The organism is Dactylosporangium sp. NPDC000244, from assembly GCF_040300725.1.
Taxonomy (GTDB): Bacteria; Actinomycetota; Actinomycetes; order Mycobacteriales; family Micromonosporaceae; genus Dactylosporangium.
Genome location: NZ_JBEPEH010000008.1, coordinates 256,649 through 281,326, shown reverse-complemented (window position 1 = coordinate 281,326; position 24,678 = coordinate 256,649). Strand labels below are relative to the sequence as shown.

Below are 24,678 nucleotides of genomic sequence, written 5' to 3'. Positions count from 1 at the left end.
CTGGGTGCGCCGCACGCGGGCCGCACGCGCGTGCGCCGCACGCGGGCCGCACGCGAATACGCCGCGCACAGGTCGGACGCCGGTGCACCGCATGGGCCGGACGCGGATGCGCTGCACGCGGGCCGCACGCCGGTGCACCACGCACGCGTCGGACGTGGGTGCGCCGTGCGCGGGCCGGACGTGAGACCGGCCCGCGGTGGCGTGGAGCCCGAGGTCAGCCCATGTGCGGGTAGCGGTGGTCGGTCGGCGGGACGAAGGTCTCCTTGATCGTGCGCGGGGAAGTCCAGCGCAGCAGGTTGTGCCAGGACCCGGCCTTGTCGTTGGTCCCCGAAGCCCGCCCGCCGCCGAAGGGCTGCTGCCCCACCACGGCCCCGGTCGGCTTGTCGTTGATGTAGAAGTTGCCGGCCGCGAAGCGCAGGGCCTGCGTAGCCCGGTCGACGGCGGCCCGGTCGGTGGCGAAGATCGAACCCGTCAGCGCGTAGGGCGCCGCGGACTCGGCCTGGGTCACGACCGCCTCGAAGTCCGCGTCGGCGAAGACGTGCACCGCGAGGATCGGGCCGAAGTATTCGGTCGTGAACACCTCGTGCTCCGGATCGGTGCACTCGACGATCGTCGGGCGCACGAAGAAGCCCTCGGAGTCATCGGCAGTGCCACCGGCGACCACCGTGCACGAGGACGAGTTCTTGATCCGGTCCAGCGCCGCGGCGTGCCGGTCGAAGGCGCGCTGGTCGATCACCGCGCCGCCGAAGTTCGTGAAGTCGGTGACGTCGCCGTAGGCGAGGGAGTCCGCGGTCGCCACGAGCTCGTCCTTGATCTGCGACCACAGGCTGGCCGGCACGTAGGCGCGCGAGGCCGCCGAGCACTTCTGCCCCTGGTACTCGAACGCGCCCCGCACCAGCGCGGTGATCAGCGCCGCCGGGTCGGCCGACGGGTGGGCGATCACGAAGTCCTTGCCGCCGGTCTCCCCGACGACGCGGGGGTAGGAGCGGTAGACGTTCTCGGCGACGGTCCGGTTCAGCTTGCGGAACACCGCGGTCGAGCCGGTGAAGTGGATGCCGGCCAGGTCCGGATCGGTCAGCGCGACCTCGGAGACGGCCAGCCCGTCGCCGGTGACGAGGTTGATCACGCCGGGCGGCAGGCCCGCGGCCTCGAACAGTCGCATCGTGTAGTGCGCGGCCAGCTGCTGGGTGGGCGAGGGCTTCCAGAGCACCGTGTTGCCCATCAGCGCCGGCGCGGAGGGCAGGTTGCCGGCGATCGCGGTGAAGTTGAAGGGCGTGATCGCGTAGACGAACCCCTCCAGCGGGCGGTGGTCGAAACGGTTCCACACGCCGGCCGAGGAGCGGGGCTGGTCGGCAAGGATCTGCTGCCCGAAGTACACATTGAATCGCAGGAAATCGATGAGTTCGCAGGCGCTGTCGATCTCGGCCTGGATCGCCGTCTTGGACTGCCCGAGCATCGTGGCGGCGTTGAGCGTGTCCCGCCACGGGCCGCTGAGCAGGTCGGCGGCGCGCAGGAACACGGCGGCGCGCTCGGCGTAGGGCAGGTCTCGCCAGGCGGGGGCGGCACGCTTGGCCGCGGCCACGGCCCGGGCGGCGTCGTCGGTGGTCGCGTTGTGCGTCACACCCAGCACGTGCCGGTGGCGGTGCGGCTGCACGACGTCGATCGGCTCACCGGCGGCCATCCGCCGCTCGCCGTCGATCGTCATCGTCAGCTCGTGCCGCTCGCCGGCCAGCTCGCCGAGGCGGCGCTGCAGGCTCGCCCGTTCCGGGGTGTCGGGGGCGTATCCGCGGACCGGCTCGTTTACGGGCTCGGGCACGGTGATCAAGGCATCCATGAGGGTCTCCCACGTCGTCTCGGCAGCGTTGGCGAGGTCTTTCCCATCCTCCCACGCACTCACGGACTGCTCGAAGTTGTCCACAGGCGGGCTCCAAAAGGAACTCGCGTACGCTGCAGATCGTGGGTGCGAAGCGTGCTGCGGTGGCGGAGCCGGCAGTGGAGACGTGGCGGCCGGCGCGTGCGGTGTTCGTGGCCGCGTTCGCGCTCGTGCTGCTGTTCCTGACGCTCTTCTCGGCGTACGGGCACGTCCCCGACGCCGCCGTCGCCGCGCTGGTGCTGCCGGGCGTGCTGACCCCGACGCTGATCGCCGGGGCGGCCGTCGGAGTGCTGGCCGTCGGGCGTTTCGCGGCCGAGACCGGGGCGCGCGGGCGACTGCTGTACGGCGCCCTCGGCGGACTCCCCGTCGGGCTGCTCGCGATGGGCGGGATGCTCGCGGCGTACCACTCGGGCCCCTCCGTGGCCTACGTCGCCGCCACGGTGGCCGTCACCGGGGTGCTGGGCGGCCTCATCGCCGCGGCGCACCCGATCAGCGCGGTCGCGGCGGGCGCGGCGGCGGGCGTGCTGGCCTCGGCGATCGGGCTGCTGGCGGCGTACTTCCAGAACGACCTCGCCGACCTCTTCGGCAACCGCGAGACGGTCGGGAGCATGGCCGACGCGGCGTACCGGCTCCAGCTCACGACCTCGATCGTCTCCGGCATCGCGGCCGGCGCCATGGCCTTCGGCTACCTGCGGCGCACCGGGCTCGCACTGCCGTGGCCGTCGTACCCGCTGGCCGGGGCCTTCCCCGGGCTGCTCACCCTCGCGGCGGCGCTGGTCGGCTGGATCGGCGCTCTGCCGCTGTCGCACGCGGTGGCGAAGCAGAGCGAGTTCGACGCGGCGATCATCGCCAACCGGCTCCCCGAGCAGGTCAACCACGGGTTGATCCTGCTGTTCGCGGGCGCGTTCGTGGCGATGATCCTGGTCGGGCGCACCCTCAAACGCGCTTAGGCCCGGTCGACGAGCTGGTCGAGCTCGGAGGGGTCATACCACTCCAGTTCGTGATCCTCGGCGCCGTCCACAGTGAACTGCGCATCCGGGTCGCCCGCCTCCGCCTCCTCGACCACATCGGCCGCCGCGGCGACGTCGGCCTCGGCGTCGTGGCCGTCCACGTGGATCGCGGCCACGGTGCGCAGCGCGATCTTCCCGGAGATCTCGACGTTGCTCGAGCCGAGGTCGAGCCCGTTCATCTTCACCATCGCGCCCGGCAGGTCGGCCGAGAGCACGACCCGGCGCCGGGGCGCCTTCGCGTCGTGCCGAAGCAGGCGCAGACCGCTCTGGGCGGCACGCGTGAAGGCGACGTACTCCAACTCCTCCTCGTCGCCCTCGGCGTACCACTCCCGCAGCGAGGGCGTGACCGCGTGCGCCTCGGTCGGCGGCGGCAGCTCGCCACTCTCCCGCAGCACGGCGAGCTGAGCGAGCGTCGCGGGCAGGTACACGCGCGTGAGGTCCGTCGTCACGCTTCCTTGTACTACACCCTTGCCCGGGTTTCGACACGCAGGTCGGGCGTGTCGGACCGATTCGTCGTAACCAGTGCTAAGCGAACGGTGGCAAACTGAGGCGATGGAGCCGCGATTCCTGCTCATGGCCGATGTTGCCGAGCAGTTGAACGTGTCTGCCTCGCAGGTGTACCACATGGTGCGCAGCGGGGAGCTGCCGGCGATCAAGGTCGGCGGACGCGGCCAGTGGCGCATCGAGCGGAGCAAGCTCGAGGAGTACATCGAGCGCAAGTACGCGGAGACGGCCGAGTGGGTGCGCAGCAACCCCCTCGTCGATCCCTCTCCGGACCTCGACTGACCTGCGCCTTTACGCCTTTCGCCACTTTCCATATTTCGCTCGTACCGCCTGAATCGGTCACGGCAGTCCCGCGCGCGCGAAAGGACGAGTCGGTCTTAACCACCCATATGCCGCCACAAGCCCCCGCAGCATTCTTGACGGCATCGCGCCCCCTCGATACAACAGTTCCTGAAGGCAAACGAAAGCAAACGCAAGCATCGGGGGGCTTCTCATGACGGTGTCGACCGAGCAACGTCCGGGCCGCGGCTCACGCGGCGGATCTGCGGCCACCCGCGGCGGCACCGGCAGCGCCGCTCACACGACCACGGCCGCCCGCGGCGGCAACGGCAGGTCCGCTCGCATGACCACGCCCGCCCGCGACGGCACCACCCCTCGAAGAAGCCCCGCGATCCGAGACGGCGACGCTCCTCCAGGGAAGAGAACGGCCCGAGGAGGTGCCGCTGTTGGCGACGACGGTCCGGCTCGCGACGATGCCGCCCATCTCCGGGCCGGGCCCGTTCAGCGGCGCAGGGCCGGCTTGCGAGCCGTCCCGAGTCGCGCCCCGTCCGCCGACTCCGGCCGCGGCTCGGACGACGGGGTGGACCGCGACGATGGTCATGAGCGACGACCGGCACTCAGCGCCGTCCCACGCATAGCCGATACCCCACCAACGCGGCGCCGGGCCGGCGATACGCGCACCAGGGCGAGCCGAAGCCCCGAAGTCCGCGGCCTGCGGACCAGCGCGAGGCCGACCCCGGGCGCCCCCGCCGTCATCCTGCGCCTGCCCCCGCCGCTGGACCCGCCGATCGTCAATCCGCCGCCCGAGCCGCCACGCCCGCTCGGCTACACGATGGAGCCGCTGCCGTTCGACTGGCCGCCCGGCTCCGCTCCCGCGCCCCGGCCGCCGGTACGCGAGTCCAGGCTCCCGGCCGCCCCGCCGCAACCGACCGTGCGATCCGACTCGTATCAGGCCGTCAAGCGCTTCGCCGCCATGTGCGTGGAGATCCTCAACGGCTACCGCCCACCGAGCCAGCTCCGGCCCCTGGCCCACCCACAGAAGTTCGGGGACGTCAGCGACCAGGTGCTGCGCCGGACCGTGCGCATCCGCATGAACCCCAGCCACGCCGCACGCAAGGGCGCCCTCGTCCGCGTCCGCCGCGTGCTCGTGACCGAACCCCTGGCCGGCGTGGCCGAAGGCGTGGTCGTGCTCGAGCACGGCACGTCGAGCTGGGCCATGGCCGTCCGCTTCGAGAAGGCCAACCGCCCCAACTTCGGCGTATTCGGCTGGGTCTGCACCCTGGTCCAGGTCCTCTGAGCCACCTCACCCGCGATGGCGAGGTCGGGGCGGCTCCGATCACGGGGCCGAGCGGCCCGACCCCGTCAATGCTCCCGCCGCTCGTGGCTCCGGGGAGGGACAGCACACGAGCGGCGGCTCCGGAGGGCGGTCGTCCCGGATTCGGTGGGCCGGGACGACCCCTCCAAGGCGGCCATCGCGCTCAATCGTGCCGGGGCGCGATGGCCGCCGCCCACCACGCGTACCCCCGGTGTGCTCGGTAGCTCGATGAAGCGGCGGGTGCACTGGGTTCCAACCACCACCAATGGCGCGGCCGCCGCGGGTCGAATGGGCCCGGCTCGCGGCGGCCGCCTACAACCGAAGACCACCGCACCGGACGCGGCCGCCGCATTTCCCCCAGAGCCCATGCGGCGGCCGCCCTCCCCTTTCACCGACCGATCCACTCGTAATGAACGGCTGACCTTCGACCCCGGCGAGCGCCACAAATCCCGCCCCGCCCCGCCGAACCCGACAACCCCAAACCCGCCCGGCGAACCCCACGAACGCGAACCCGCTCGGAGATCGCCCCGAACCCGGAACGCACCGCGCCCGCCCGTCAGCACCCACGAACCCCGCGCTCGCTCGGCTAGCCCCCGCGAACTCCTAGCCCGCCCGGTCAGCACCCGCGAACGCCGCCCTCGCCCGGCAAGCGCCACGGACCCGGAACCCGCCCGGCCACCGCATGAACTCCAACGCGCTCGACGAACGCTGCGAATTCCAGGCCGGCCGGATGTGCACCGCGACGCCAAGCGCCCGCAACTGCGCATCCGCAGCGCGCAACCCGCGGCCCAGAGCCAGAGCCGGAGCCCGGGTGAGAGCCGCGCCCGCACAAACGCCGGAGCCCGCGCTGGGGCCAGAGGCCGCGCTTGCGCCAGAGCCGAGCGCCCGAGCCCGCACGAGAGTCCGAGCCCGCGCACGAACAAGAGTCGAGCGCCCGACCCCGAGCCCGCGCAATAGCCAGAGCCGAGTGCCCGAACGCGATCCCCGCTAGGGCCAGAGGTCAGCGGCCGAGCCGGAGTCCAGGTCAGAGGTCGGCGCCAGGGGCCGACTGGTGTCGCGACCGGATGTGGCCCAAAGAAGCGGGCGCTCCCTGGCGAACCAGGGAGCGCCCGTTTCGGTAGCGCAAAGGGGCCGGGTTAGGCGGGGCCGCCCGGGGCGCCGTGGCAGCGCTTGTACTTCTTGCCCGAGCCGCACGGGCACGGCGCGTTGCGCGACGGGCCGTTGCTCGCCGCCGCCTGGCCCGGTGAAGGCTTGCGCGCGCCCGCGTTCGGCGCCGGCGGGCCCGAACGGCGGGCCGAGGGCGACGGCCGCTGGCCCGCGGTCGAGCCGTCGGCGCCATTGGCACCGCTGCCGAGGCCGAGGGCCGGGGCCTGCTCCTGCTCGATGACGACCCCGGACTCGCCGGCCGCGCCGTCGATGGTCGGGGCGGAGTACTGCAGGGCGCGGGGGGCGCGGCTTCCGCCGAGGCCCTTCGCGCGGATCTCGACGTGCGGCTCCGGCAGCGGCACGGCAGGAGTCTCCTCGGCGGCCACGGGCTCCTCCACCGCCTCCTCGACGTGGACCTCGAGGTTGAAGAGGAAGCCGATCGCCTCCTCCTTGATGCCCTCCTGCATCTGCTGGAACATGTCGAAGCCCTCGCGCTGGTACTCGACCACGGGGTCGCGCTGCGCGTAGGCGCGGAGGGTGATGCCCTCCTGCAGGTAGTCCATCTCGTAGAGGTGCTCGCGCCACTTGCGGTCGATGACGTTGAGCAGCACCTGACGCTCGAGCTCGCGAACGGCCTCGGCGCCGAGCTCCTCCTCGCGGCGGTCGTACGCGCTGTGGGCGTCCTCGATGAGCTGGACGCGCAGGAACTCGGGGTCGAGCTGGCCGCCCGCCTCCTCCTCGAGGTCCTCGATCGTGACGCCGACCGGGTAGAGCTGCTTGAGGCTGGTCCACAGCTGCTCGAGGTCCCAGTCCTCCGAGGTCTCGCCGAGGGAGGTGGCGCCGACGACGTAGGCGCCGATGACGTCGTCGATCATGTTGCGGACCTGCTCGCTGAGGTCCTCGCCGTCGAGCACGCGCTTGCGCTCGGCGTAGATGACCTTGCGCTGCTTGTTGAGCACCTCGTCGTACTTCAGAACGTTCTTGCGGATCTCCGCGTTCTGCGCCTCGATCTGGGTCTGCGCGCTCTTGATCTGGCGCGTGACCATCTTCGACTCGATCGGCACGTCCTCGGGGATGTTGAACCGGTCCATGACGGCCTCGACCGCGCTGGCGCGGAAGCGGCGCATGAGCTCGTCCTGCAGCGAGAGGTAGAAGCGCGACTCGCCGGGGTCGCCCTGCCGGCCGGAGCGGCCGCGGAGCTGGTTGTCGATGCGGCGGGACTCGTGCCGCTCGGTGCCGAGCACGTAGAGGCCGCCGGCGTCGGTGACCTCGTCGGACTCCTCCTCGACCAGCTTCTCGAACTCGGGCAGGATCTCCGCGAACGCCTTCTCGTACTCCTCCGGCGTCTCGTCCTCGGTGATCCCGCGCTGGCGCAGCTCGGCGTTGGCGAGGTATTCCGCGTTGCCCCCGAGCAGGATGTCGGTGCCACGGCCGGCCATGTTGGTCGCGACCGTCACCGCGCCCTTGCGGCCGGCCTGCGCGACGATCTCCGCCTCCTTGGCGTGGAACTTCGCGTTCAGCACGGCGTGCGGGACACCCTTGCGGCGCAGCAGCTGGGACAGCAGCTCGGACTTCTCGACGGAGACGGTGCCGACGAGGATCGGCTGGCCGAGGCTGTGACGCTCGACGATGTCCTCGACGACGGCGTTGTACTTCGCCTTCTCCGTCTTGTAGATCACGTCGGGGTGGTCCATGCGGATCATCGAGCGGTGCGTCGGGATGGAGACCACGCCCACGCTGTACACCTTGTTGAACTCCGCGGCCTCCGTCTGCGCCGTTCCGGTCATGCCGGAGAGCTTGCCGTAGAGGCGGAAGAAGTTCTGCAGGGTGATCGAGGCGAGGGTCTGGTTCTCCTGCTTGATCTCGACGCCCTCTTTGGCCTCGATGGCCTGGTGCATGCCCTCGTTGTAGCGCCGGCCGTGCAGGATGCGGCCGGTGAACTCGTCGACGATGAGGACCTCGCCCTCGTTGACGACGTAGTCCTTGTCGCGCTTGTAGAGCTCCTTGGCCTTGATCGCGTTGTTGAGGTATCCGACCAGGGGCGTGTTCACCGACTCGTACAGGTTGTCGATGCCCAGCTGGTCCTCGACCTTGGCGACGCCGCGCTCGGTGACGGAGATGGTCCGCTTCGACTCGTCGACGTCGTAGTCGGCCTCGCCCTCCTTGCCCCGCTTGAGGCGGTTCACCACGCGGGCGAACTCCTGATACCACCGGGCGGACTGCTCAGCCGGGCCGGCGATGATCAGCGGGGTGCGGGCCTCGTCGATGAGGATCGAGTCGACCTCGTCGACGATCGCGAAGTTGTGACCCCGCTGCACGAGCTCGTCGCGCGACCAGGCCATGTTGTCGCGCAGGTAGTCGAAGCCGAACTCGTTGTTCGTGCCGTAGGTGATGTCGCACTCGTAGGCGGCCTTGTGCGCGCTGGAGGGCTGGTTGGGCAGCACCGTGCCGACGGTGAGGCCGAGGAAGCGGTGGACCCGCCCCATCCACTCGGCGTCGCGCTGGGCCAGGTAGTCGTTGGTGGTGACGACGTGCACGCCCTTGCCGGACAGCGCGTTGAGGTAGGCCGGGAGCACACAGGTGAGGGTCTTGCCCTCACCGGTCTTCATCTCGGCGATGTTGCCGTAGTGCAGGGCCGCGCCGCCCATGATCTGCACGTCGTAGTGGCGCTGGCCGAGCACCCGGGAGGCCGCCTCGCGCGCGACCGCGAACGCCTCCGGCAGGATGTCGTCCAGCGTCTGACCGTCGGCGAGCCGCTCCTTGAACTGCTCGGTCATGCCGGCGAGCTCTTCGTCGGTCAGGTCGGCATACTCGTCCTCCAGCGAGTTGACGGCGTCCGCGACGGCCTTCAACTTGCGCACCATGCGGCCCTCGCCGGCGCGGAGGATCTTCTCGAAAATCGACACGGGTCAGCGCTCCCTCAAACGTCTGCGACCCATCGTAGGCGGCTTTCCCGCCGACCTGCCGCCCCCGCCCGGCTACTCTTCGGACACTAACCCCCATACTGGGACAAATCACCCGAGGTACCGCGGAAATATCCGTCTCAGGGCGCCTGACGTACGGCAGGATCGGCGTTCATGGACCCGATCGAACTCGCCACCGGTGACGGGCTCGTCCTGCGCGCCTGGCAGCCCGAGGACGCCGTGGACGTCTTCCGGGCGTGCCAGGACCCGCTCATCCAGCGCTGGACCATGGTGCCCGTCCCGTACCTGCTCGAGCACGCCGAGGACTTCACCGGCCCGGTCACCCAGACGGCGTGGGCGGAGCAGACCTCCGCCCCGCTGGGGGTCTTCGACGCCCGCTCGGGTGAACTGCTCGCCTCGGCCGGGCTGGTGGCGCTGGACAAGGCCGGCGGCAACGCGGAGCTCGGCACCTGGGTGGCGCCGTGGGCGCGGGGCCGCCGGGTGGCCGAGCGCGCCGGGCGCGCGGTCGCGCACTGGGCGTTCGAGGTGCTGGGCCTGCGCCGGCTGACCTGGCGCGCCGAGGTGGGCAACCACGCCTCGAAGCTCACCGCCGAGCGGATCGGGTTCTCCTTCGACGGGGTCACGCGCGCCGCGCTGCCCGCCCGCGGGGGCGGCTTCGTCGACGGCTGGCACGGCGTGCTGCTGCCGGGCGAGGTCTGCGACACCCCACCGGCCTGGGTGGCGCCGGGAGGCCCGGGCGCGCGGCGGGCCCAGGCGCTCAGCCACCCGCCCGGCCGCCTGCCGGCCGGTCCGTGCACGCTGCGCCTCCTGCGCGAGAGCGACCTGGACGACGTCGTGGCCACCTTCCGCGACCCGGGCACCGTGCAGTGGACCTCGATCCCGCTGGACTACCGCCCCGAGCAGGGCCTGGACTTCATCCGCCACGCGTACCCGGCGATGTGGCTGCGCGGCACCGGCGTCGGCTTCGCGTTCGCCGACGGCGACGACCGCTTCGCCGGCACCATCGACCTGCGCATCAACCCGCTGGACCCGGTGACGGCCGAGGTCGGGTACTCCGCGGCGCCCTGGGCGCGCGGGAAGGGCTACACCACGGAGGCCGTGCGGGCCGCGTGCGGCTACGGTTTCGAGCGTCTGGCGCTGGGCCGCATCGTGTGGCGCGCGCACGTGGGCAACGACGCGTCCCGCCGGGTGGCGGAGAAGGTGGGGTTCAAGGTGGAGGGCGTGCAGCGCGACAGTTGCGTCCAGCGCGGCGAGCGCGTCGACGGCTGGGTGGCCACGCTGCTGCCGAGGGACTTGGTGTGAGCATCATATGAGCGTCGAGCTGCGAATGTGGCGCCCCGAGGACGCCGAGACCATCGTCGCCGCCGTCAACGACCCGACGACGCGGCGGTACCTGCCGATGCTCCCGGACCCGTACACCCGCGAGGACGCCCTGGACTTCATCGAGCGCGGCGCCAACGAGCGCGCGGTGATCGACGGGGCCACCGGCGAGGTGCTCGGCTGCATCGGCTTCATCCCGCGCGGCCCCGGCGTCGCCTCGGTCGGCTACTGGGTCAGCCCGGCGGCGCGCGGGCGCGGGGTCGCCTCGGCCGCGCTCGGGCGGCTGAGCCAGGAGCTCTTCAAGGGCGAGTTCCATCGGCTGTACCTCGAGATCGAGGCCGAGAACATCGCCAGCCAACGGGTCGCGGTGACGGCCGGCTTCATCCGCGAGGGCATCGCGCGCGGGGGCGGGCGGCGGCCGGACGGCTCGCGGTTCGACATGGTGGTCTGGGCGCTGCTCGACGACGATCCGGCCGGCCCGAGCCCGCGGGCGCTGCCCGACCTGCCCGGGGGCCGGCTCACCGACGGCGTGGTGACCCTGCGGCCTTTGGTGCCGGCCGACGCCGGCCTGACGTACACCTTGCGGATCCGGCCCGACGTGAGCGGAAGGTCCGTCGCCGCCGCCCCGCTGGACCTGGCCGTGGTCGAGCGCCACTGCGCCGAGGCCGCCTCGAAATGGCTGGCCGGGCAGCGGGCCGAGCTCACCATCCGCCGGGCGTCGGACGAGGAGTACCTCGGCGAGATCGCGCTGTTCTACTTCGAGCCCGCGCTGCGGGAGGCGATGATCGGGTACAGCCTCACGCCCGAGGCGCGCGGCCACGGGTACGCATCGCGGGCCGCCCGCCTGGTCACCGACTGGGGCTTCGAGATCGGCATGGCCCGCATGGTCGCCGGCACCGCCGTGGACAACGTGGCCTCCCAGCGCGTGCTGGAGGCGGCCGGGTACCACCGCGAGGCCCTCCAGCTCGCCCGCCTCCCCGGACCCGACGGAGGGCGAATCGACAACATCGCGTTCGCCAAGGTGCGCCCATCGGTCACCTGAACGTCATGTGACGTTGCCGTACGGCCTCTTTCGTAACATCTATGCGCCGTCGTGCAGTCATTTCCGGGGTGGGTGCCGCCGCCGGTGCGGCCGTGCTGCCCGCCGCCCTCGTCAGCCCCGCCTACGCCGTCGACACCGCCTCGGGCACCGCCCCCGCCACATCGACCGACCGCCACCGCCCGGCCCGCCCGCTGGTCATCGGCCACCGCGGCGCCAGCGGCCACCGCCCCGAGCACACGCTGGCCTCCTACCGCCTCGCCATCGACCTCGGCGCCGACTACATCGAGCCCGACCTCGTGCCGACCAAGGACGGCCAGCTCGTCGCCCGGCACGAGAACGAGATCGGCGGCACCACGGACGTCTCGACGAAGCCGCAGTTCGCCTCGCGCAAGACCACCAAGACGATCGACGGGCTGACGGTGACCGGCTGGTTCACCGAGGACTTCACGCTCGCCGAGCTCAAGACCCTGCGCGCGGTCGAGCGGCTGCCCTCGGTGCGCCCGCACAACACCATCTACAACGGCCTGTTCGAGGTGCCCACGTTCCAGGAGGTCATCGACCTCGCCCGCGTGGAGGGCAAGCGCGTCGGGCGGACGATCGGCGTGTACCCCGAGACGAAGCACCCGACCTACTTCAACTCGATCGGCCTCGCGCTGGAGCCGCTGGTCGCCCGGGTCCTGAAGCGCAACGGCCTCGCCGGGCGCACGGCCGCCGTGTTCCTGCAGTCGTTCGAGCCGACGAGCATCAGGAAGCTGCGCGGTCTCGTGGACACCCCATCGGTCGTACTGCTCGATGCCACCGGGCAGCCCTTCGACTTCCGCACGAGCGGCGACCCCCGCACCTGGGCCGACCTCGCCAAGCCCGCGGGCCTGGACTACCTCAAGGCGTTCACGGACGGCGTCGGCGCCACGAAGAACCTCGTCGTCGCCCGCGACTCGGCCGGCAACCTGCTGGCGCCCACGCCGCTGATCGGCGACGCGCACGCGCGCGGCCTGAAGGTGCACGCGTGGACGTTCCGCAACGAGAACCAGTTCCTGCCGCTGAACCTGCGCACCGGCGACGACCCCAACGCCTGGGGCAACGTCCTCGAGGAGATCGGGGTCTTCCTGGCCGCCGGCCTCGACGGGCTCTTCGCCGACTACGCGGACACGGCGGCAATGGCCCGCGACCTGCACCTACAGGCCACGACCCGCTGAGCCGCCCCGCCGCGCGGACGCCCGACGCGGGACGACCGCCGGCCCACGCAGCTGCGCGGGCCGGCGGTGAGGGGGTTGGACAACCGGCCCCGGTGGGCCGCCCGGGGCAGCGGACTGCCCACCGGGGCACGGTCGTGCTCGGCGTGTTGCTCGACGACGGTCCGGCGTCGAGCCCGACAAGGATGTTCGGCGTGGAGCTCCGGCTACATGCCGAGGCTCATGACGCCGTAGTCGTACGCACGGCGGCGGTAGACCACGCTCGGGCGTCCCGACTCCTTGTCGTTGAACAGGTAGAAGTCGTGGCCGAGCAGCTCCATGTGGAACAGTGCATCGTCCACGGTCATCGGCTCACCGGGGTGTTCTTTCTCGCGCACGATGTGCCACGGCTGGTCGTCGGCTTCCTCGATGAGCTCGAAGCCTTCGGCGCGCTCGGCCTGGACCGGCGTTTCGGCCCTGGTGGCGAGCGCGGTCGTGGTGTGCCGCTCGGGTGGCGTGAATGCGAGTGACGCGGTCGCGGCGGCGACGGACACCGGCGCGTGCCGGCCCCGGTGCACTCGCCGCCGATCTGCGGCGCGGCTCAGCCGGCTGTCAAGCTTGCTGATCGCGGCGTCCAGGGCGCTGTAGAAGTCGGCGGCGCAGGCCTCCGCTCGGATCACCGGACCACGTGAGTAGCACGTGATCTCGACTCGCTGGCAGTGATCGGATTGGCGCGGATTGCGCTCGTGAAACAACTCGACGTCGACGCGGATGAGCTTGTGGTCGTAGCGCTCGATCTTCTGCAGCTTGTCTGCCACGTGCTGCCGGTAGTGATCGGGCACCTCGACGTTGCGGCCCTTGACGACGATGTCCACTCCTGACCTCCCCCACGGGTTCTTCCAAAGAAACGGGTTCGGGTTTCGGTATCGAGACTCGGCCGGAACGCGCCTCCCCAGAGGCTGAGCCCACGCGGCACGCGACCGAACAGCGGGTGTCAGGTCCTCCCTTCGCGGCCTTCTCGCCGCGGCTCACCAGGAGCGCCGCCGTGGCGAGCATTGGTCGTCTCTCGACGTTAAACCGAGGACAGCCGCTAGTCACCCCCCGTTCAAAAGAACGGTCAGTTCCCCGCCCGAAACCCACCCCGAGGGATTACCCCACGCTACGCACGAAGTAACATTCGGTATAAATCGACCAAATCGCGTGATCCATTACTGACGTAGCGTAGTGCCGCGTACCGTCCACCCGGCCCGCCGTCGTCCACTCAGCCGAGCCGAACCCCGCTGAACCACGCCATCCGCCGACACCCGCTCCGAGCCGTCCGCCGCAACCGGAGCCGAGCCGTCCACCGGCAGCCGCCCCGAACCGTCCGCCGGCTCCCGGAGCCAGCCGTCCGCCGGCACCCGCTCCGAACCCCGCCGAACCGGACTCCGCCCGGCCGGCGCGCGAACCACCGCACCGACCGAGACGCCCCCAGCCCGGCTCACCTCCAAGACTGCCGCGTCGCGCCTCTCCCCGACACTCAGCACCGGGTCGCGTTCCTCCGCAAAGCCCCGCACCGCGTCGCGCTTGGCGCCCCCGCGGCGAGTCCCGTCGCGCTGGGTCGCGGCGAGCACGGCCGCGCCGTCGACCCGCACGCCCGCCCCCGCGAGCCGCTCCGCCGCCGCGGCCAGGGTGACCCCGGTGGTGACGATGTCGTCGAGGAGTACGACCGCGGCGCCCTCACGGTTCACCAGAGCCCGCAGCGCCGCCGCGGGCCGGGGCCGCACCGCGAACGCGTGCCGGGCCGCCACCGCGCGCCGGGCGGCCGTGAGCTCCGCCGAGTCGTCGTGGCGAGGGAGCGCCCGCAACGGTCGCGCGATCGCGACCCCGGGCCGCCCGCGCGCCGCCGCCCGGGCCAGGCGAAGCATGTGATCCCCGTGCCGCCGCCGCACGGCCGCCGCCGTGGCGGGGACGGGCACCAGCACGACCGGCCCACCGGCCACGGCCCGATCCACCACGCGGCCGAGCTGAGCCCCGAGCACTCCGCTCAACTCGTGGCGATTCTTCTCCTTGTACTGCACAATCGCCCGCCGCACCGCCCCCGCGTACGCCGCGAGCGCAAAGGTCACCGGCATCCCCTCCGGCGACGGATCCGGCGAGGTCCGCTGCGGCCGGGCCCCTTCCATCGCCGAACGGCACCGCTCGCACAACGCCCGCGGCGAGGGCTCGTCACACCCCGCACACGTGGCCGGCAGCACCAGGTCGAGCAACGACTCCGCCAGCCCCCACATCCCCGCCCACGCTCCAGCCCGCATCGACTCACCCACCCCGGCCGAGCCCCACCACAGGCCGGTTTAGTCCGCGTAGAAGGGGGCAGTGACGAGTCCAGCGGGGTTCGGTTCCGGCGTCACGGGGATGGGGTCGTTGCTTGTCGAGTACATGCGCTGGGCCACCCCGTTCGCCTCGGAGACGATCGAGTAGTCCAGCGGGAAGCCCGGACGGTTCACGCGCGTCACCAGCTCGGTGACGTCCGTAACTGCGTCCGTCGTGCGCGAGAAGGCCGGCAGCGGCTCCTCCTGCGCCCCGTCGATGGTGACGGCCACGATGTTGTACCGCGGGCCGTCGTTGCCCACCCCGATCGGGTGCACCGACCGGGGAGACGGCTTGCCGCCCACGGCCAGCGTCGTCTCCGTGAGCCAGCCGACCGCCTGGCTGTCGCCGAGCGACGTGGTCACCGGCTGCGGCGTGCCGATGCTGAACTTGTTGCTGTCCTTGTCGTAGAGCAACGGCGCGACCATGAGCTGCCGGTTGGAGACGAACGCGATGCGCCGGCCCTCGGGCGCCACCGCGAAGGCCGTGATCGCCGCGCTCGACAGCGCGCCGAGCTCCACGGGGTCGTACTCCTTGTTGCCCTCCTCCGTGCGGCTCACCCACAGCTGGTTGCCATCGGCGATCATCAGGCGCTTGACCGGATAGCTGATCCAGGCCGGCCGGCTCAGCCGCGGCGCGGCGATGCCGACGTCGGCGTATTTGGGCGTGCCGCCCACCGACTGGTCCGGCGTGTAGACGAGCAGGTGCTGCTCGCTTTTGCCGGCGGTCTGGGACTTGGTCACGAGCGCCGCCCGGCTGCCCTGCCGGTTGATCGCCGCCGACACGACCCCCTTGTTCTGACCGCCGGGCATGAACAGCGGGTTTTCGGTCACGCCCGAGCTCAGGGTCATGCTGCGCACGGCCTCGTTGACGATCACGTAGACCTTGCCCTGGTCCACCGTTGCCGCCTCGACCGCGGGGTTGTAGTCGAGATACCCCTCCGAGTCCACGCCCGAGTCCTGGTTCTCGATGGTGAGCTTCACCGGCTTGTGGTCGGGCAGCGACCAGCGGATCTGCCACGCGAGCCGGAACAGGTCGTCCTTGCTCTGCGCGGCCGCCTTGCCGTTGAGGTTGACCCTGATGTCGTTGTCCTCGATGACCGGGTTGTCCGGGACCGTCAACGAGTTCAACCACTTGTTCACCACGGGCGACAGCAGCTGCCCCGGGCCGTTCTGCAGCCACCCCAGCGTCTCGGCCACCTGCTTGGCCGGCGACAGCGAGCTGGGCATGTATCGCAGTTCCGGCACCAGCCGCGGGCTGTCGCCCCCGTTGCTCCAGAAGTAGATGGGCTGCTGCGCATACCACTCCCGCAGGCCCGACTCGCTCATGTAGATGTAGTCGGTCGGCACGTCCTGCAGCCGGCGTTGGCCGCCGACCAGGACCGTGGAGAAGGTCGCCGTCGGCAACGGGCCGCCCTTCCAGCCGGTGACCTCGCCTTTGACGTTGAGGACGCCCAGAGGCGTCAGCTTCACCTCGGCGGTGTCGCGGCCGTTGCCGTTGGGGACCGGCTCGATGCGCGGGTCCCGCACGATGACCACGCCGCCCGGCTTCTGCGGCTTCCAGGCCTCGGCCGTCGAGGCGACCATGAACAGCTTCATCCGGTCCAGCGCCTCTTTGTTGGCGTCGTCCGGCTCGCCCCCGTCACCGCCGCCGCCCAGGTTGGCCCCGACCGACGCCTGCAGGAACCGCTCGATCAGCTGCTCCGAGGTCATCCCGTCAGTGGGCTTCGGCGGCGTCTTCTGGCCGCCCTGGGTCGCGGCCGGGCTCTGCGCCGGGCCCGCGTATCTCGGCTCGGTCTGCGACGGCAGCCCGCACCCGCCGCCGAGCACGGCGAACGCGGCGAGCGTCGCCACCATGGCCAGTCCCCGCCGCAGCCGGGCGGCCACGGCGGTCCGGGGAGCAGGGGGAGGCGGGGAAGGGCGGAACGAGCGGGTCACGGGGTCTCGCCGATCAGCGCGGCCTCGTCGGCGCGGGCGTCGTCCGGCACCAGCCGCAGCGGCGAGGAGACCAGCCGGTCCCCGCTGCGGGCCGGCAGCGTGAGGCGGAACTGGGCGCCCTTGCCGGCCGCGCCCCAGGCCTCCAGCCAGCCCCCGTGCAGGCGGGCGTCCTCGAGGCTGATGGACAGGCCGAGGCCGGTCCCACCCGTCTGCCGGGCGCGCGAGGGGTCGGCGCGCCAGAACCGGTTGAACACCAGCTTCTCCTCCCCCGGCTTGAGCCCGACGCCGTGGTCGCGGACGGTCACGGCGACGGCCGAGCTGTCGGCGGCCAGGGTCACCACGACCGGCTTGCCCTCGCCGTGCTCGACCGCGTTGCCGACGAGGTTGCGCAGCACGCGCTCGACGCGGCGCGGGTCGACCTCGGCGATGACGTCGCCCTCGGGCACGACGACCTTCAGCTCGACCTTGCACCGCTCGGCGAGCGACTGGAGCTGGTCGGTGACCCGCCGCACGACGGGGACCAGGTCGGTGGGCTCGGCGTCCAGCGCGGCGAACCCGGCGTCGAACCGGCTGATCTCCAGCAGGTCGGTGAGCAGGCCCTCGAACCGGTCGAGCTCCGCCTGCAACAGCTCCGCGCTGCGGGCCGAGGCCGGGTCGAACTCGTCGCGCGAGGCGAAGAGCAGGTCGGCCGCCATCCGCACGGTCGTCAGCGGCGTCCGCAGCTCGTGCGACACGTCGGAGGTGAACCGCCGCTGCAGCCGGGACATCTCCTCCAGCCGCACGATCTGGCGCTGGAGATTGGCGGCCATCTGGTTGAACGCGGCGGCGAGCCGCGCCAGATCGTCCTCCCCGCGCACCACCATGCGCTGATCGAGCAGGCCGGCCGAGAGCCGCTGGGCGGTGCGCGCGGCCACCCGCACGGGTGTGACCACGAGCCGGGTCATCATGGCCGCGATGAGGGCGAGCAGTGCGACGAGCGCAATGCCGGTCCCGGTCACGACGGCGCCCGTGAACCGGACGAGCTCGTCCTCGTTGTCCAGGGGAATCACGTAGTACAGCTCGATCGGCACCGAGCCCACCGCGACGGGGGTGCCCATCACGAGGTATTTCTGCGTGCCGTCGCCGATGTTGAGCGTGGCGATCTGCTGGTAGGTGCCGCCCTTCGACCCGACCACGAGCGACCGCAGGCCACTGACCTGCGGGTTGTTCATCACGTCCTTGTCGCGGGTGGGCGGCCAGGAGGCGGCCAGGGGCCCGCTGCGGCGCAGCATGACGACCTCGGCCCGCTGGTTGTTGATCGACCCGTAGAGCTGGGTGACGACGTTCTTCACGCTCGGCGGCAGCCCGGGGTCGTCGGGCTGGGTGAAGCCGGCGAGCTCGCGCATCGCGTAGGAGGACCCGCTGTCGATCATCAACTTGGACTGGTCGAGCTTGCCCTCCAGCACGCTGTTGCTGATCAGCGACGCGACCGTGTAGCTGAAGGCCAGCACGAGCGCGGCGGAGAGCGACAGCGTGATGCCGACGACCCGGAACTGCAGCGAGCGGCGCCACTGCCGGCGGGCGACGGCCCAGAGCCGGCGCAGCCGCCGGCTCATGGCCTGCGGGACGAGCCGCCGGGGTCGCAGACGGCGGGCTCGCACGATGATGGGGTCGATGCGCACCACGAAAGGCCTATCCGGTCCCGGCCTTGTAGCCGACGCCGCGCACGGTCAGGATGATCTCCGGCTTCTCGGGATCCGGCTCGATCTTGGCCCGCAGGCGCTGCACGTGGACGTTGACCAGGCGCGTGTCGGCCGCGTGGCGGTAGCCCCAGACCTGCTCGAGCAGCACCTCGCGGGTGAACACCTGCCGCGGCTTGCGGGCGAGCGCGACCAGCAGGTCGAACTCGAGCGGGGTCAGCTTGACCTCCTCGCCGTCGCGCATCACGGTGTGCGCGGGCACGTCGATGGTGATCTGGTTCCCCGGCGGCCCTATGGTCAGCAGCTCCGGCGCCACGTCCTCGCCCCGGCGCAGCCGCGCGCGCATGCGGGCGACGAGCTCCTTCGGCTTGAACGGCTTCATCACGTAGTCGTCGGCACCCGACTCCAGGCCCAGCACCACGTCGACCGTGTCGCTCTTGGCGGTGAGCATCACGATCGGCACGCCCGACTCGGCCCGGATGGACCGACACACGTCGATCCCGCTCATCCCGGGAAGCATGAGGTCGAGCAGCACGATGTCGGGGCGGGTGTCCCGGAAAGCGGCAAGAGCGCGCTCACCGTCTGCGACGAAGGACGGCAGGAAGCCCTCGCTGCGCAGGACGATGCCGAGCATCTCGGCGAGGGCGGGGTCGTCGTCGACCACCAGGACACGGGCTCTCATGCGGTCCAATATTTCACCTCGACGCCCGAAGTTGGGAACCCGATCGCCGATCTTGGAATTTTCGCGCCCGGTAGTGTCGACCCAACGACTCTCGGTAATCAGGCCACCCGGAGTCGCGCGGGCCGACTACGGTGTCCCGCGTGGAGGAGACCCGGGCCGTGATACCGATGCGTCCGCTCACCTTCGGGGAGCTGCTCGACGCCGCCGTGTCACTGCTGCGCGCCCAGGCCCCGCTGCTGCTGGGCACCGCCTTCGTGCTCTCCGCCGTCCAGCAGGTGCTGCTCTACCCGCTGCGGGAGTGGGCGCACATGCGGCCGCCGGCCTACTGGCTCGATCTCGACGACCACCCCGCCGAGTCCTGGATGGTGTTCTGCGTCTCCATGGCGCTGGAGGCCGGGATCCTGACGCTGCTCGGCGGGTTCGCGGGCGCCGCGGCCGGCCCGGGCCTGCTCGGCCGCAACGCCCGCGGCCGCGACCTGCTGCGCCAGGTGGCCCGCCGCGCGCTGCCGCTGGGCGTGATCGCGCTGGCGACCACCGCCCTGATCTTCGTCACCGCGTTCATGCTCATGCTGCCCTGGCCGCTGCTCTACGGGCTGCTCGGGCTCGCCCCGGCCGCCCTGGTGGTCGACCGCGTCGGGCCGTTCGCGGCCATCGGCCGCTCGTTCAAGCTCGCCGGGCGCGGGTTGCGGGGCATGTCCATCCGGGTCGGGGGCTACGTCAGCTGGGCGGCCATCCGCATCGCCCTCGGCCTCGGCGGCGGGGCGCTGCTCGAGATCTGGCTGCGGCCCTACACCACCGGTTACGCGATCGCCATGGTCGCCGTCTGGGTGCTCGTCGACACGGTGGCATACGCGATGCTCGCCTGCGTCGACGCCGTGCTCTACCTGGAGATCCGGATGCGGGTCGAGGGGCTCGACGTGGCGATCGGGCGCCTGCGCCGCCTCAACCGCCCGATCGACCTGGCCGGATCGGTCATCCTCGGGGCGGCGGTCCGATGACCCGGGCCTGGGCCGGCTTTCTGCAGGCCGTCGACGACCTGACCGGCGTGCCGCTGGCGACGCTGCTACTGATCGTCGCCGCGATCGCGTTCGGCCTGCTGTACTACTTCTACCCGAGATGGATCCCCCGGCGCTTCCCCAGCCTGCGCCTGCGCCGCCAGCGCAAGGCCAAGCAGGACAGCGAGCAGCTCGACGTCGACCTCGGCGCGGACGAGGAGCCCGAGCCCGAGGCGGAGCCGTCCGATGGCGAGGAGGTCCCGGAGCTGCCCGCGCACGTGTTCGCCTCCCTGGCCGACCGGCTCGCCGCCGAGGGCCGCTACGCCGAGGCCGTCCGCGAGCGGCTCCGCTCGATGGTCCGTGGCCTCGTCGAGCGCCAGGTCCTCGAGCACGCGCCGGGGATGACCGTCACCGAGCTGGCCCGCGCGGCCGGCGCGGCCCGCCCCGCCGTCGAGGCGCCCATGCGCAGCGCGTCCGGGATCTTCTCCGACATCTGGTACGGCGAGCGCCCGGCCACCGCCGAGCACGACAGTCGCATGCGGGACCTCGCCGCGGAGGTCGGCCGATGACCACAACGGCGACGCGACCGACGCCGTCCGCAACGGCGAAGAAGCCGAAGAAGCCGCGCAGTTGGCGATGGCTGCGACTCGTCGTGCCCCCGGCGGCCGCGCTGCTGCTCATGCTCGTGGGCACGCTCGTCTACCAGGCGGGCGAGCCGAGCGACGACGACCCCGCGTTCCTCTCCCCCACCAGCCGGTCCGGCATCGGCGCGGCCGACCTCGCCGACCGGGTGCGCCGGGCGGGCGTCGAGGTCGTCGCCGAGCAGAAGAGCTCCGACGCGCTCGTCGCCGCCTCGGCCGGCAACGCCACGCTGCTGATCACCACGCCGCAGCTGATGCACAAGTACTACCTGCGCATGCTCAAGGTCCTCCCGTCCTCGACCCGCGTGGTGATCGTCGAGCCGAACGCGAGCGCGATCGTCGGCGGGCTGCTGCCGATGCGGGGCACGAGCCGCAACTACATCGCCAAGACCGCCGCACCCGGCTGCTCCTACGCGCCCGCGGCCAAGGCCGGGACCGCGGCGGTGGTGCGCACCCGCTACGGGTCGCTGGACGAGGACCTCGGCCGCGAGGTCGCGCGCTGCTACGCCGACTCGCTGGTGGTGTACGAGCGCGCCGCCGTCACCGTGACCGTCGTGGGCTCGGCAGACGTGTTCCGCAACGACCGCATCGGCGAGCACGGCAACGCGGCGCTCGCCACCGGCCTGCTCACCGCGGCGCCCCGGCTCATCTGGCTGGACCTGCACCGGCGCGAACCCCCGCCCGGCATCACGAACGATCCCGCGCTCGCGGGCGCCTCGGGCGCGCCGCCGTCGCTGCGCCCCGTCGACCCGTCCAACCCGGCGGACCCGGCCGACCGCGACTTCCCGCAGCCGGGCCAGCGCGCCACCGGGAACCAGCCCACGAGCCAGGCCAACTCGAAGAACGAGGACCCGAAGCCGCCGCAGGAGCCGCCCAACCCGCTCTGGAGCGCGTTCCCGCCGTGGACGTACGTCGCGACCGCCCTCGTCGTGCTCGGCGTCATCGCGCTCGCGGTGGCGATGGCCCGGCGGCTCGGCGCGCCCGTGGTCGAGCCGCTGCCGGTGGTCGTGCGCTCCAGCGAGACCGCGATCGGCCGGGGCCGGCTCTACCAGCGCGCGAAGGCCCGCGGCGAGTCGCTGCAGGTGCTGCGCGACGCCGCCGTGGTCCGGCTGGTCCGGCTGCTGCGCCTCGCGCCCGACGTCGAGCGGCCGGTCCTGGTCGCGGCGGTCGCGGCGGGCAGCGGCTGGCCGCCGCCCTCGGTCGAGCACACGCTCTTCGGGCCGCCGCCCGAGACCGACGACGAGCTGGTCGCCGCGGCGCAGCGCCTCGAGCAGCTGGTCAACGCCGTCACAACCGAACAACCCGGGACGCAGCCGGCCCCGGCCGCCCCATTCGAAGGAGAGCCACGGTGACCGACATCGCCACCCCGCTGATCGAAGGCTCGCCCGAGGCCGGCGCGCAGCAGGCCCGGGCCGCGCTCGGGCGCCTGCGCGCCGAGGTGGCCAAGGTCGTCGTCGGGCAGGACGCGGTCGTGACCGGCATGGTCATCGCGCTGCTCGCCCGCGGCCACGTGCTGCTGGAGGGCGTGCCCGGCGTCGCCAAGACGCTGCTCATCCGCACCATCGCCGCGGCGCTGGACCTCGACTCGAAGCGAGTGCAGTTCACTCCGGACCTGATGCCCGGCGACGTCACCGGCTCGCTGATCTTCGACGCCCGCACCGCGGAGTTCCAGTTCCGCGAGGGGCCGGTCTTCACCAACCTGCTGCTCGCCGACGAGATCAACCGGACCCCGCCGAAGACCCAGGCCTCGCTGCTGGAGGTCATGGAGGAGCGGCAGGTGTCGGTCGAGGGCACCGCGCGCCCGCTGCCCGACCCGTTCCTGGTCGCCGCGACGCAGAACCCGATCGAGTACGAGGGCACCTACCCGCTGCCGGAGGCCCAGCTCGACCGGTTCCTGCTCAAGCTCACGGTCCCGCTGCCGACCCGCGACGAGGAGCTCGGCGTGCTGCGGGCGCACCACCGCGGCTTCGACCCGCGCAAGCTGCGCGAGGCCGGCGTGCAGTCGGTGGCCACCGCGGCCGACCTGGCCCTCGGGCGCGCCGCGGTGCAGCGGGTGCAGGTGGCCGACGGTGTCCTGGCGTACATCGTCGATCTCTGCCGCGCGACCCGCACCTCGCCGTCGCTGGAGCTGGGCGCCTCCCCGCGCGGGGCGACCGCGCTGCTGGCCGCGTCCAAGGCTTGGGCCTGGCTCACCGGGCGCGACTACGTGACCCCGGACGACGTGAAGGCCCTGGCCCGCCCGACGCTGCGCCACCGCGTGCGCCTGCGGGCCGAGGCCGAGCTCGAGGGCGTCACCACGGACAACGTGCTCGAGTCGGTGCTGGCCACCGTGCCGACCCCGCGATGATCACCTGGCGGGCCGCGGCGCTGCTCGGCGGCGGGGCCGTGATCCTGGCGCTCGCCGGCGTCGTCGCGGGCGACGCGATCCCGGCCGCCGGGCTGTGGGTCGCGGCCGGGGTGCTCGTGCTCGCCGTCGCCGGCGCGTGCGCGCTGGACTGGCACAACGCCGCGTCGCCGAAGCTGCTGCGGATGAGCCGCACCGGCGACCAGTCGCTCTGGCTGGGCGAGTCCGGCCAGGTGAGCCTGCTGCTGCAGAACCGCTCCGACCGGGTCCTCACCGGCCGGGTGCGCGACGCCTGGGTGCCGTCCGCGGGCGCCGCGCCCACGATGCACGACGTGCGGATCGAGCCGGGCCGCGCGGTCGCCGTGGCCACCACGCTCACCCCGACGCGGCGCGGCGACCGCCCGGCCGTGCGCGTGCTGGTGCGCTCGGTCGGGCCGCTCGGGCTGATGTACCGCCAGACGAGCCGGCGAACCGCGGACCGTCTCACGCCGGCGTGGCGGTTGCGGGTGTACCCGCGCTTCCACAGCCGCCGCCTGCTGCCGGAGAAGCTCTCGCGCCTGCGCGTGCTGGACGGCTCGGTGGTGACCCGGGGCCGCGGCCAGGGCACCGAGTTCGACACGCTGCGCGAATACGTGGTCGGCGACGACGTGCGCTCGATCGACTGGCGGGGCAGCGCCCGGCGCTCCGACGTCGTGGTGCGCACCTGGCGGCCCGAGCGCGACCGGCGCCTGGTGTGCGTGCTCGACACGGGCCGCACCTCCGCCGCCCGCATCGGCGACGAGCCCCGCCTGGACGCGGCCATGGACGCCGCCCTCCTGCTCGCTTCCGTGGCCGCCCGCGCGGACGACCGCGTCGACCTGCTGGCCGTGGACACCGCCGTGCGCGCGTCGGTCACCAACGTCGACAAGCGCACGCTGCTGTTCCGCCTGGTCACGACCATGGCCCCGCTGGAGCCGGCGCTGGTGGAGACCGACTTCGGCCTGGTCGCGGGCGAGGTGCTGCGCCGCGAGCGCAAGCGGGCCCTGGTCGTGCTGTTCACCGCTCTGGAGCCCGGCGCGCTCGGCGAGGGGCTGCTGCCCGTGCTGCCCCAGCTCGCCGCGCGGCACAAGGTGATCGTCGCCGCCGTGCACGACCCGGAGCTGATCCGCATGGCGCGCGTGACGCCCGACGCCACCCCGGCCGACGTGTACGCCGCGGCCGCCGCCCAGCGCGGCCTGGCCGAGCGCGACCGGGTCGCCGCCGCCCTGCGCCGCCACGGCGTCGAGGTCGTGGACGCCCCCGCGGACGAGTTCGCCTCCCGGCTGACCGATCACTACCTCGCGCTCAAGGCCACCGGCCGGCTCTGATCCGCCAGCCGCGGCAGCAGCACCGGGGTGGCGAGGATCAGCAGGCCCGCGACCAGCAGCGCCGTGCGCGGGCCGGTGAGGTCGGCGAGCACGCCGCCGAGCGCGCTCAGCACGGCGATG

At 72.3% G+C, this 24,678-nt stretch carries 20 protein-coding genes; 11 read left to right on the top strand and 9 right to left on the bottom strand.

Annotated elements, in window-relative coordinates; all coding sequences use genetic code 11:
- Nucleotides 1–214: 214 nt before the first annotated feature.
- Nucleotides 215–1,834: an L-glutamate gamma-semialdehyde dehydrogenase gene (gene pruA, locus ABT369_RS13910; protein ID WP_350612109.1), complete on the bottom strand. Its 1,620-nt coding sequence runs from the start codon at nt 1,832–1,834 to the stop codon at nt 215–217.
- A 122-nt stretch (nt 1,835–1,956) separates the two neighbouring features.
- On the opposite strand from pruA, the gene ABT369_RS13905 reads away from it, so the two are divergent.
- Nucleotides 1,957–2,823 (top strand): hypothetical protein, encoded by an 867-nt coding sequence (locus ABT369_RS13905; RefSeq protein ID WP_350612108.1) that lies wholly within the window; start codon nt 1,957–1,959, stop codon nt 2,821–2,823.
- On the opposite strand, the gene ABT369_RS13900 is transcribed toward ABT369_RS13905, so the two are convergent.
- Nucleotides 2,820–3,332 carry a DUF6912 family protein gene (locus ABT369_RS13900; RefSeq protein ID WP_350612107.1) on the bottom strand — a complete coding sequence of 171 codons (513 nt, stop codon included), beginning with the start codon at nt 3,330–3,332 and terminating at the stop codon, nt 2,820–2,822. The two genes, ABT369_RS13905 and ABT369_RS13900, sit on opposite strands and share 4 nt — an antisense overlap.
- A 103-nt stretch (nt 3,333–3,435) precedes the next feature.
- Here ABT369_RS13900 and ABT369_RS13895 point away from each other — a divergent pair, with 103 nt between their 5' ends.
- The gene (locus ABT369_RS13895) at nt 3,436–3,669 is read left to right on the top strand and encodes a helix-turn-helix domain-containing protein (protein ID WP_350612106.1); all 234 of its coding nucleotides are present in this window, start codon (nt 3,436–3,438) and stop codon (nt 3,667–3,669) included.
- Nucleotides 3,670–4,597: 928 nt separating this feature from the next.
- On the top strand, nt 4,598–4,963 hold the full coding sequence (locus ABT369_RS13890; protein WP_350612105.1) for an Rv3235 family protein: 366 nt from the start codon (nt 4,598–4,600) through the stop codon (nt 4,961–4,963).
- A 1,154-nt stretch (nt 4,964–6,117) separates the two neighbouring features.
- On the opposite strand, the gene secA is transcribed toward ABT369_RS13890, so the two are convergent.
- Entirely contained in the window at nt 6,118–9,033 is a 2,916-nt protein-coding gene (secA, locus tag ABT369_RS13885; RefSeq protein WP_350612104.1) for a preprotein translocase subunit SecA, read from the bottom strand.
- Between the two features lie 171 nt (nt 9,034–9,204).
- On the opposite strand from secA, the gene ABT369_RS13880 reads away from it, so the two are divergent.
- Genes ABT369_RS13880 through ABT369_RS13870 form a run of 3 tightly spaced genes read left to right on the top strand, consistent with a single transcriptional unit; the run spans nt 9,205 to nt 12,609 of the window.
- The gene (locus ABT369_RS13880; protein WP_350612103.1) at nt 9,205–10,353 is read left to right on the top strand and encodes a GNAT family N-acetyltransferase; all 1,149 of its coding nucleotides are present in this window, start codon (nt 9,205–9,207) and stop codon (nt 10,351–10,353) included.
- A 7-nt stretch (nt 10,354–10,360) separates the two neighbouring features.
- Nucleotides 10,361–11,413: a GNAT family N-acetyltransferase gene (locus tag ABT369_RS13875; protein WP_350612102.1), complete on the top strand. Its 1,053-nt coding sequence runs from the start codon at nt 10,361–10,363 to the stop codon at nt 11,411–11,413.
- A gap of 41 nt (nt 11,414–11,454) precedes the next feature.
- Nucleotides 11,455–12,609: a glycerophosphodiester phosphodiesterase gene (locus ABT369_RS13870; protein ID WP_350612101.1), complete on the top strand. Its 1,155-nt coding sequence runs from the start codon at nt 11,455–11,457 to the stop codon at nt 12,607–12,609.
- Between the two features lie 203 nt (nt 12,610–12,812).
- Here the strand turns inward: ABT369_RS13870 and hpf are convergent, their stop codons facing one another.
- The 5 genes from hpf to mtrA form a co-directional block, all read right to left on the bottom strand.
- Entirely contained in the window at nt 12,813–13,460 is a 648-nt protein-coding gene (gene hpf / locus ABT369_RS13865; RefSeq protein WP_350612100.1) for a ribosome hibernation-promoting factor, HPF/YfiA family, read from the bottom strand.
- 333 nt (nt 13,461–13,793) lie between these two features.
- Nucleotides 13,794–14,693, bottom strand: coding sequence for a ComF family protein (locus tag ABT369_RS13860; RefSeq protein WP_350612099.1), 900 nt, complete (start codon nt 14,691–14,693; stop codon nt 13,794–13,796).
- Nucleotides 14,694–14,918: 225 nt separating this feature from the next.
- The gene (locus tag ABT369_RS13855; protein ID WP_350612098.1) at nt 14,919–16,790 is read right to left on the bottom strand and encodes an LpqB family beta-propeller domain-containing protein; all 1,872 of its coding nucleotides are present in this window, start codon (nt 16,788–16,790) and stop codon (nt 14,919–14,921) included.
- A 77-nt stretch (nt 16,791–16,867) separates the two neighbouring features.
- The gene (mtrB, locus tag ABT369_RS13850) at nt 16,868–18,466 is read right to left on the bottom strand and encodes an MtrAB system histidine kinase MtrB (RefSeq protein WP_350612154.1); all 1,599 of its coding nucleotides are present in this window, start codon (nt 18,464–18,466) and stop codon (nt 16,868–16,870) included.
- A gap of 76 nt (nt 18,467–18,542) precedes the next feature.
- Nucleotides 18,543–19,232 (bottom strand): MtrAB system response regulator MtrA, encoded by a 690-nt coding sequence (mtrA, locus tag ABT369_RS13845; RefSeq protein WP_223098678.1) that lies wholly within the window; start codon nt 19,230–19,232, stop codon nt 18,543–18,545.
- A gap of 140 nt (nt 19,233–19,372) precedes the next feature.
- On the opposite strand from mtrA, the gene ABT369_RS13840 reads away from it, so the two are divergent.
- The 5 genes from ABT369_RS13840 to ABT369_RS13820 are packed head-to-tail and all read left to right on the top strand — an operon-like array spanning nt 19,373 to nt 24,558.
- Entirely contained in the window at nt 19,373–20,230 is an 858-nt protein-coding gene (locus tag ABT369_RS13840) for a hypothetical protein (protein ID WP_350612097.1), read from the top strand.
- Nucleotides 20,227–20,796 carry a DUF4129 domain-containing protein gene (locus tag ABT369_RS13835; RefSeq protein ID WP_350612096.1) on the top strand — a complete coding sequence of 190 codons (570 nt, stop codon included), beginning with the start codon at nt 20,227–20,229 and terminating at the stop codon, nt 20,794–20,796. Before ABT369_RS13840 ends, ABT369_RS13835 begins: the two co-directional genes overlap by 4 nt.
- The gene (locus tag ABT369_RS13830) at nt 20,793–22,220 is read left to right on the top strand and encodes a DUF4350 domain-containing protein (RefSeq protein WP_350612095.1); all 1,428 of its coding nucleotides are present in this window, start codon (nt 20,793–20,795) and stop codon (nt 22,218–22,220) included. Before ABT369_RS13835 ends, ABT369_RS13830 begins: the two co-directional genes overlap by 4 nt.
- Nucleotides 22,221–22,225: 5 nt before the next feature.
- Nucleotides 22,226–23,215 (top strand): AAA family ATPase, encoded by a 990-nt coding sequence (locus ABT369_RS13825; protein WP_350612153.1) that lies wholly within the window; start codon nt 22,226–22,228, stop codon nt 23,213–23,215.
- On the top strand, nt 23,212–24,558 hold the full coding sequence (locus ABT369_RS13820) for a DUF58 domain-containing protein (protein WP_502891743.1): 1,347 nt from the start codon (nt 23,212–23,214) through the stop codon (nt 24,556–24,558). Before ABT369_RS13825 ends, ABT369_RS13820 begins: the two co-directional genes overlap by 4 nt.
- On the opposite strand, the gene ABT369_RS13815 is transcribed toward ABT369_RS13820, so the two are convergent.
- Nucleotides 24,525–24,671 (bottom strand): hypothetical protein, encoded by a 147-nt coding sequence (locus ABT369_RS13815; protein WP_350612094.1) that lies wholly within the window; start codon nt 24,669–24,671, stop codon nt 24,525–24,527. The genes ABT369_RS13820 and ABT369_RS13815 overlap by 34 nt on opposite strands.
- Nucleotides 24,672–24,678: the final 7 nt, after the last annotated feature.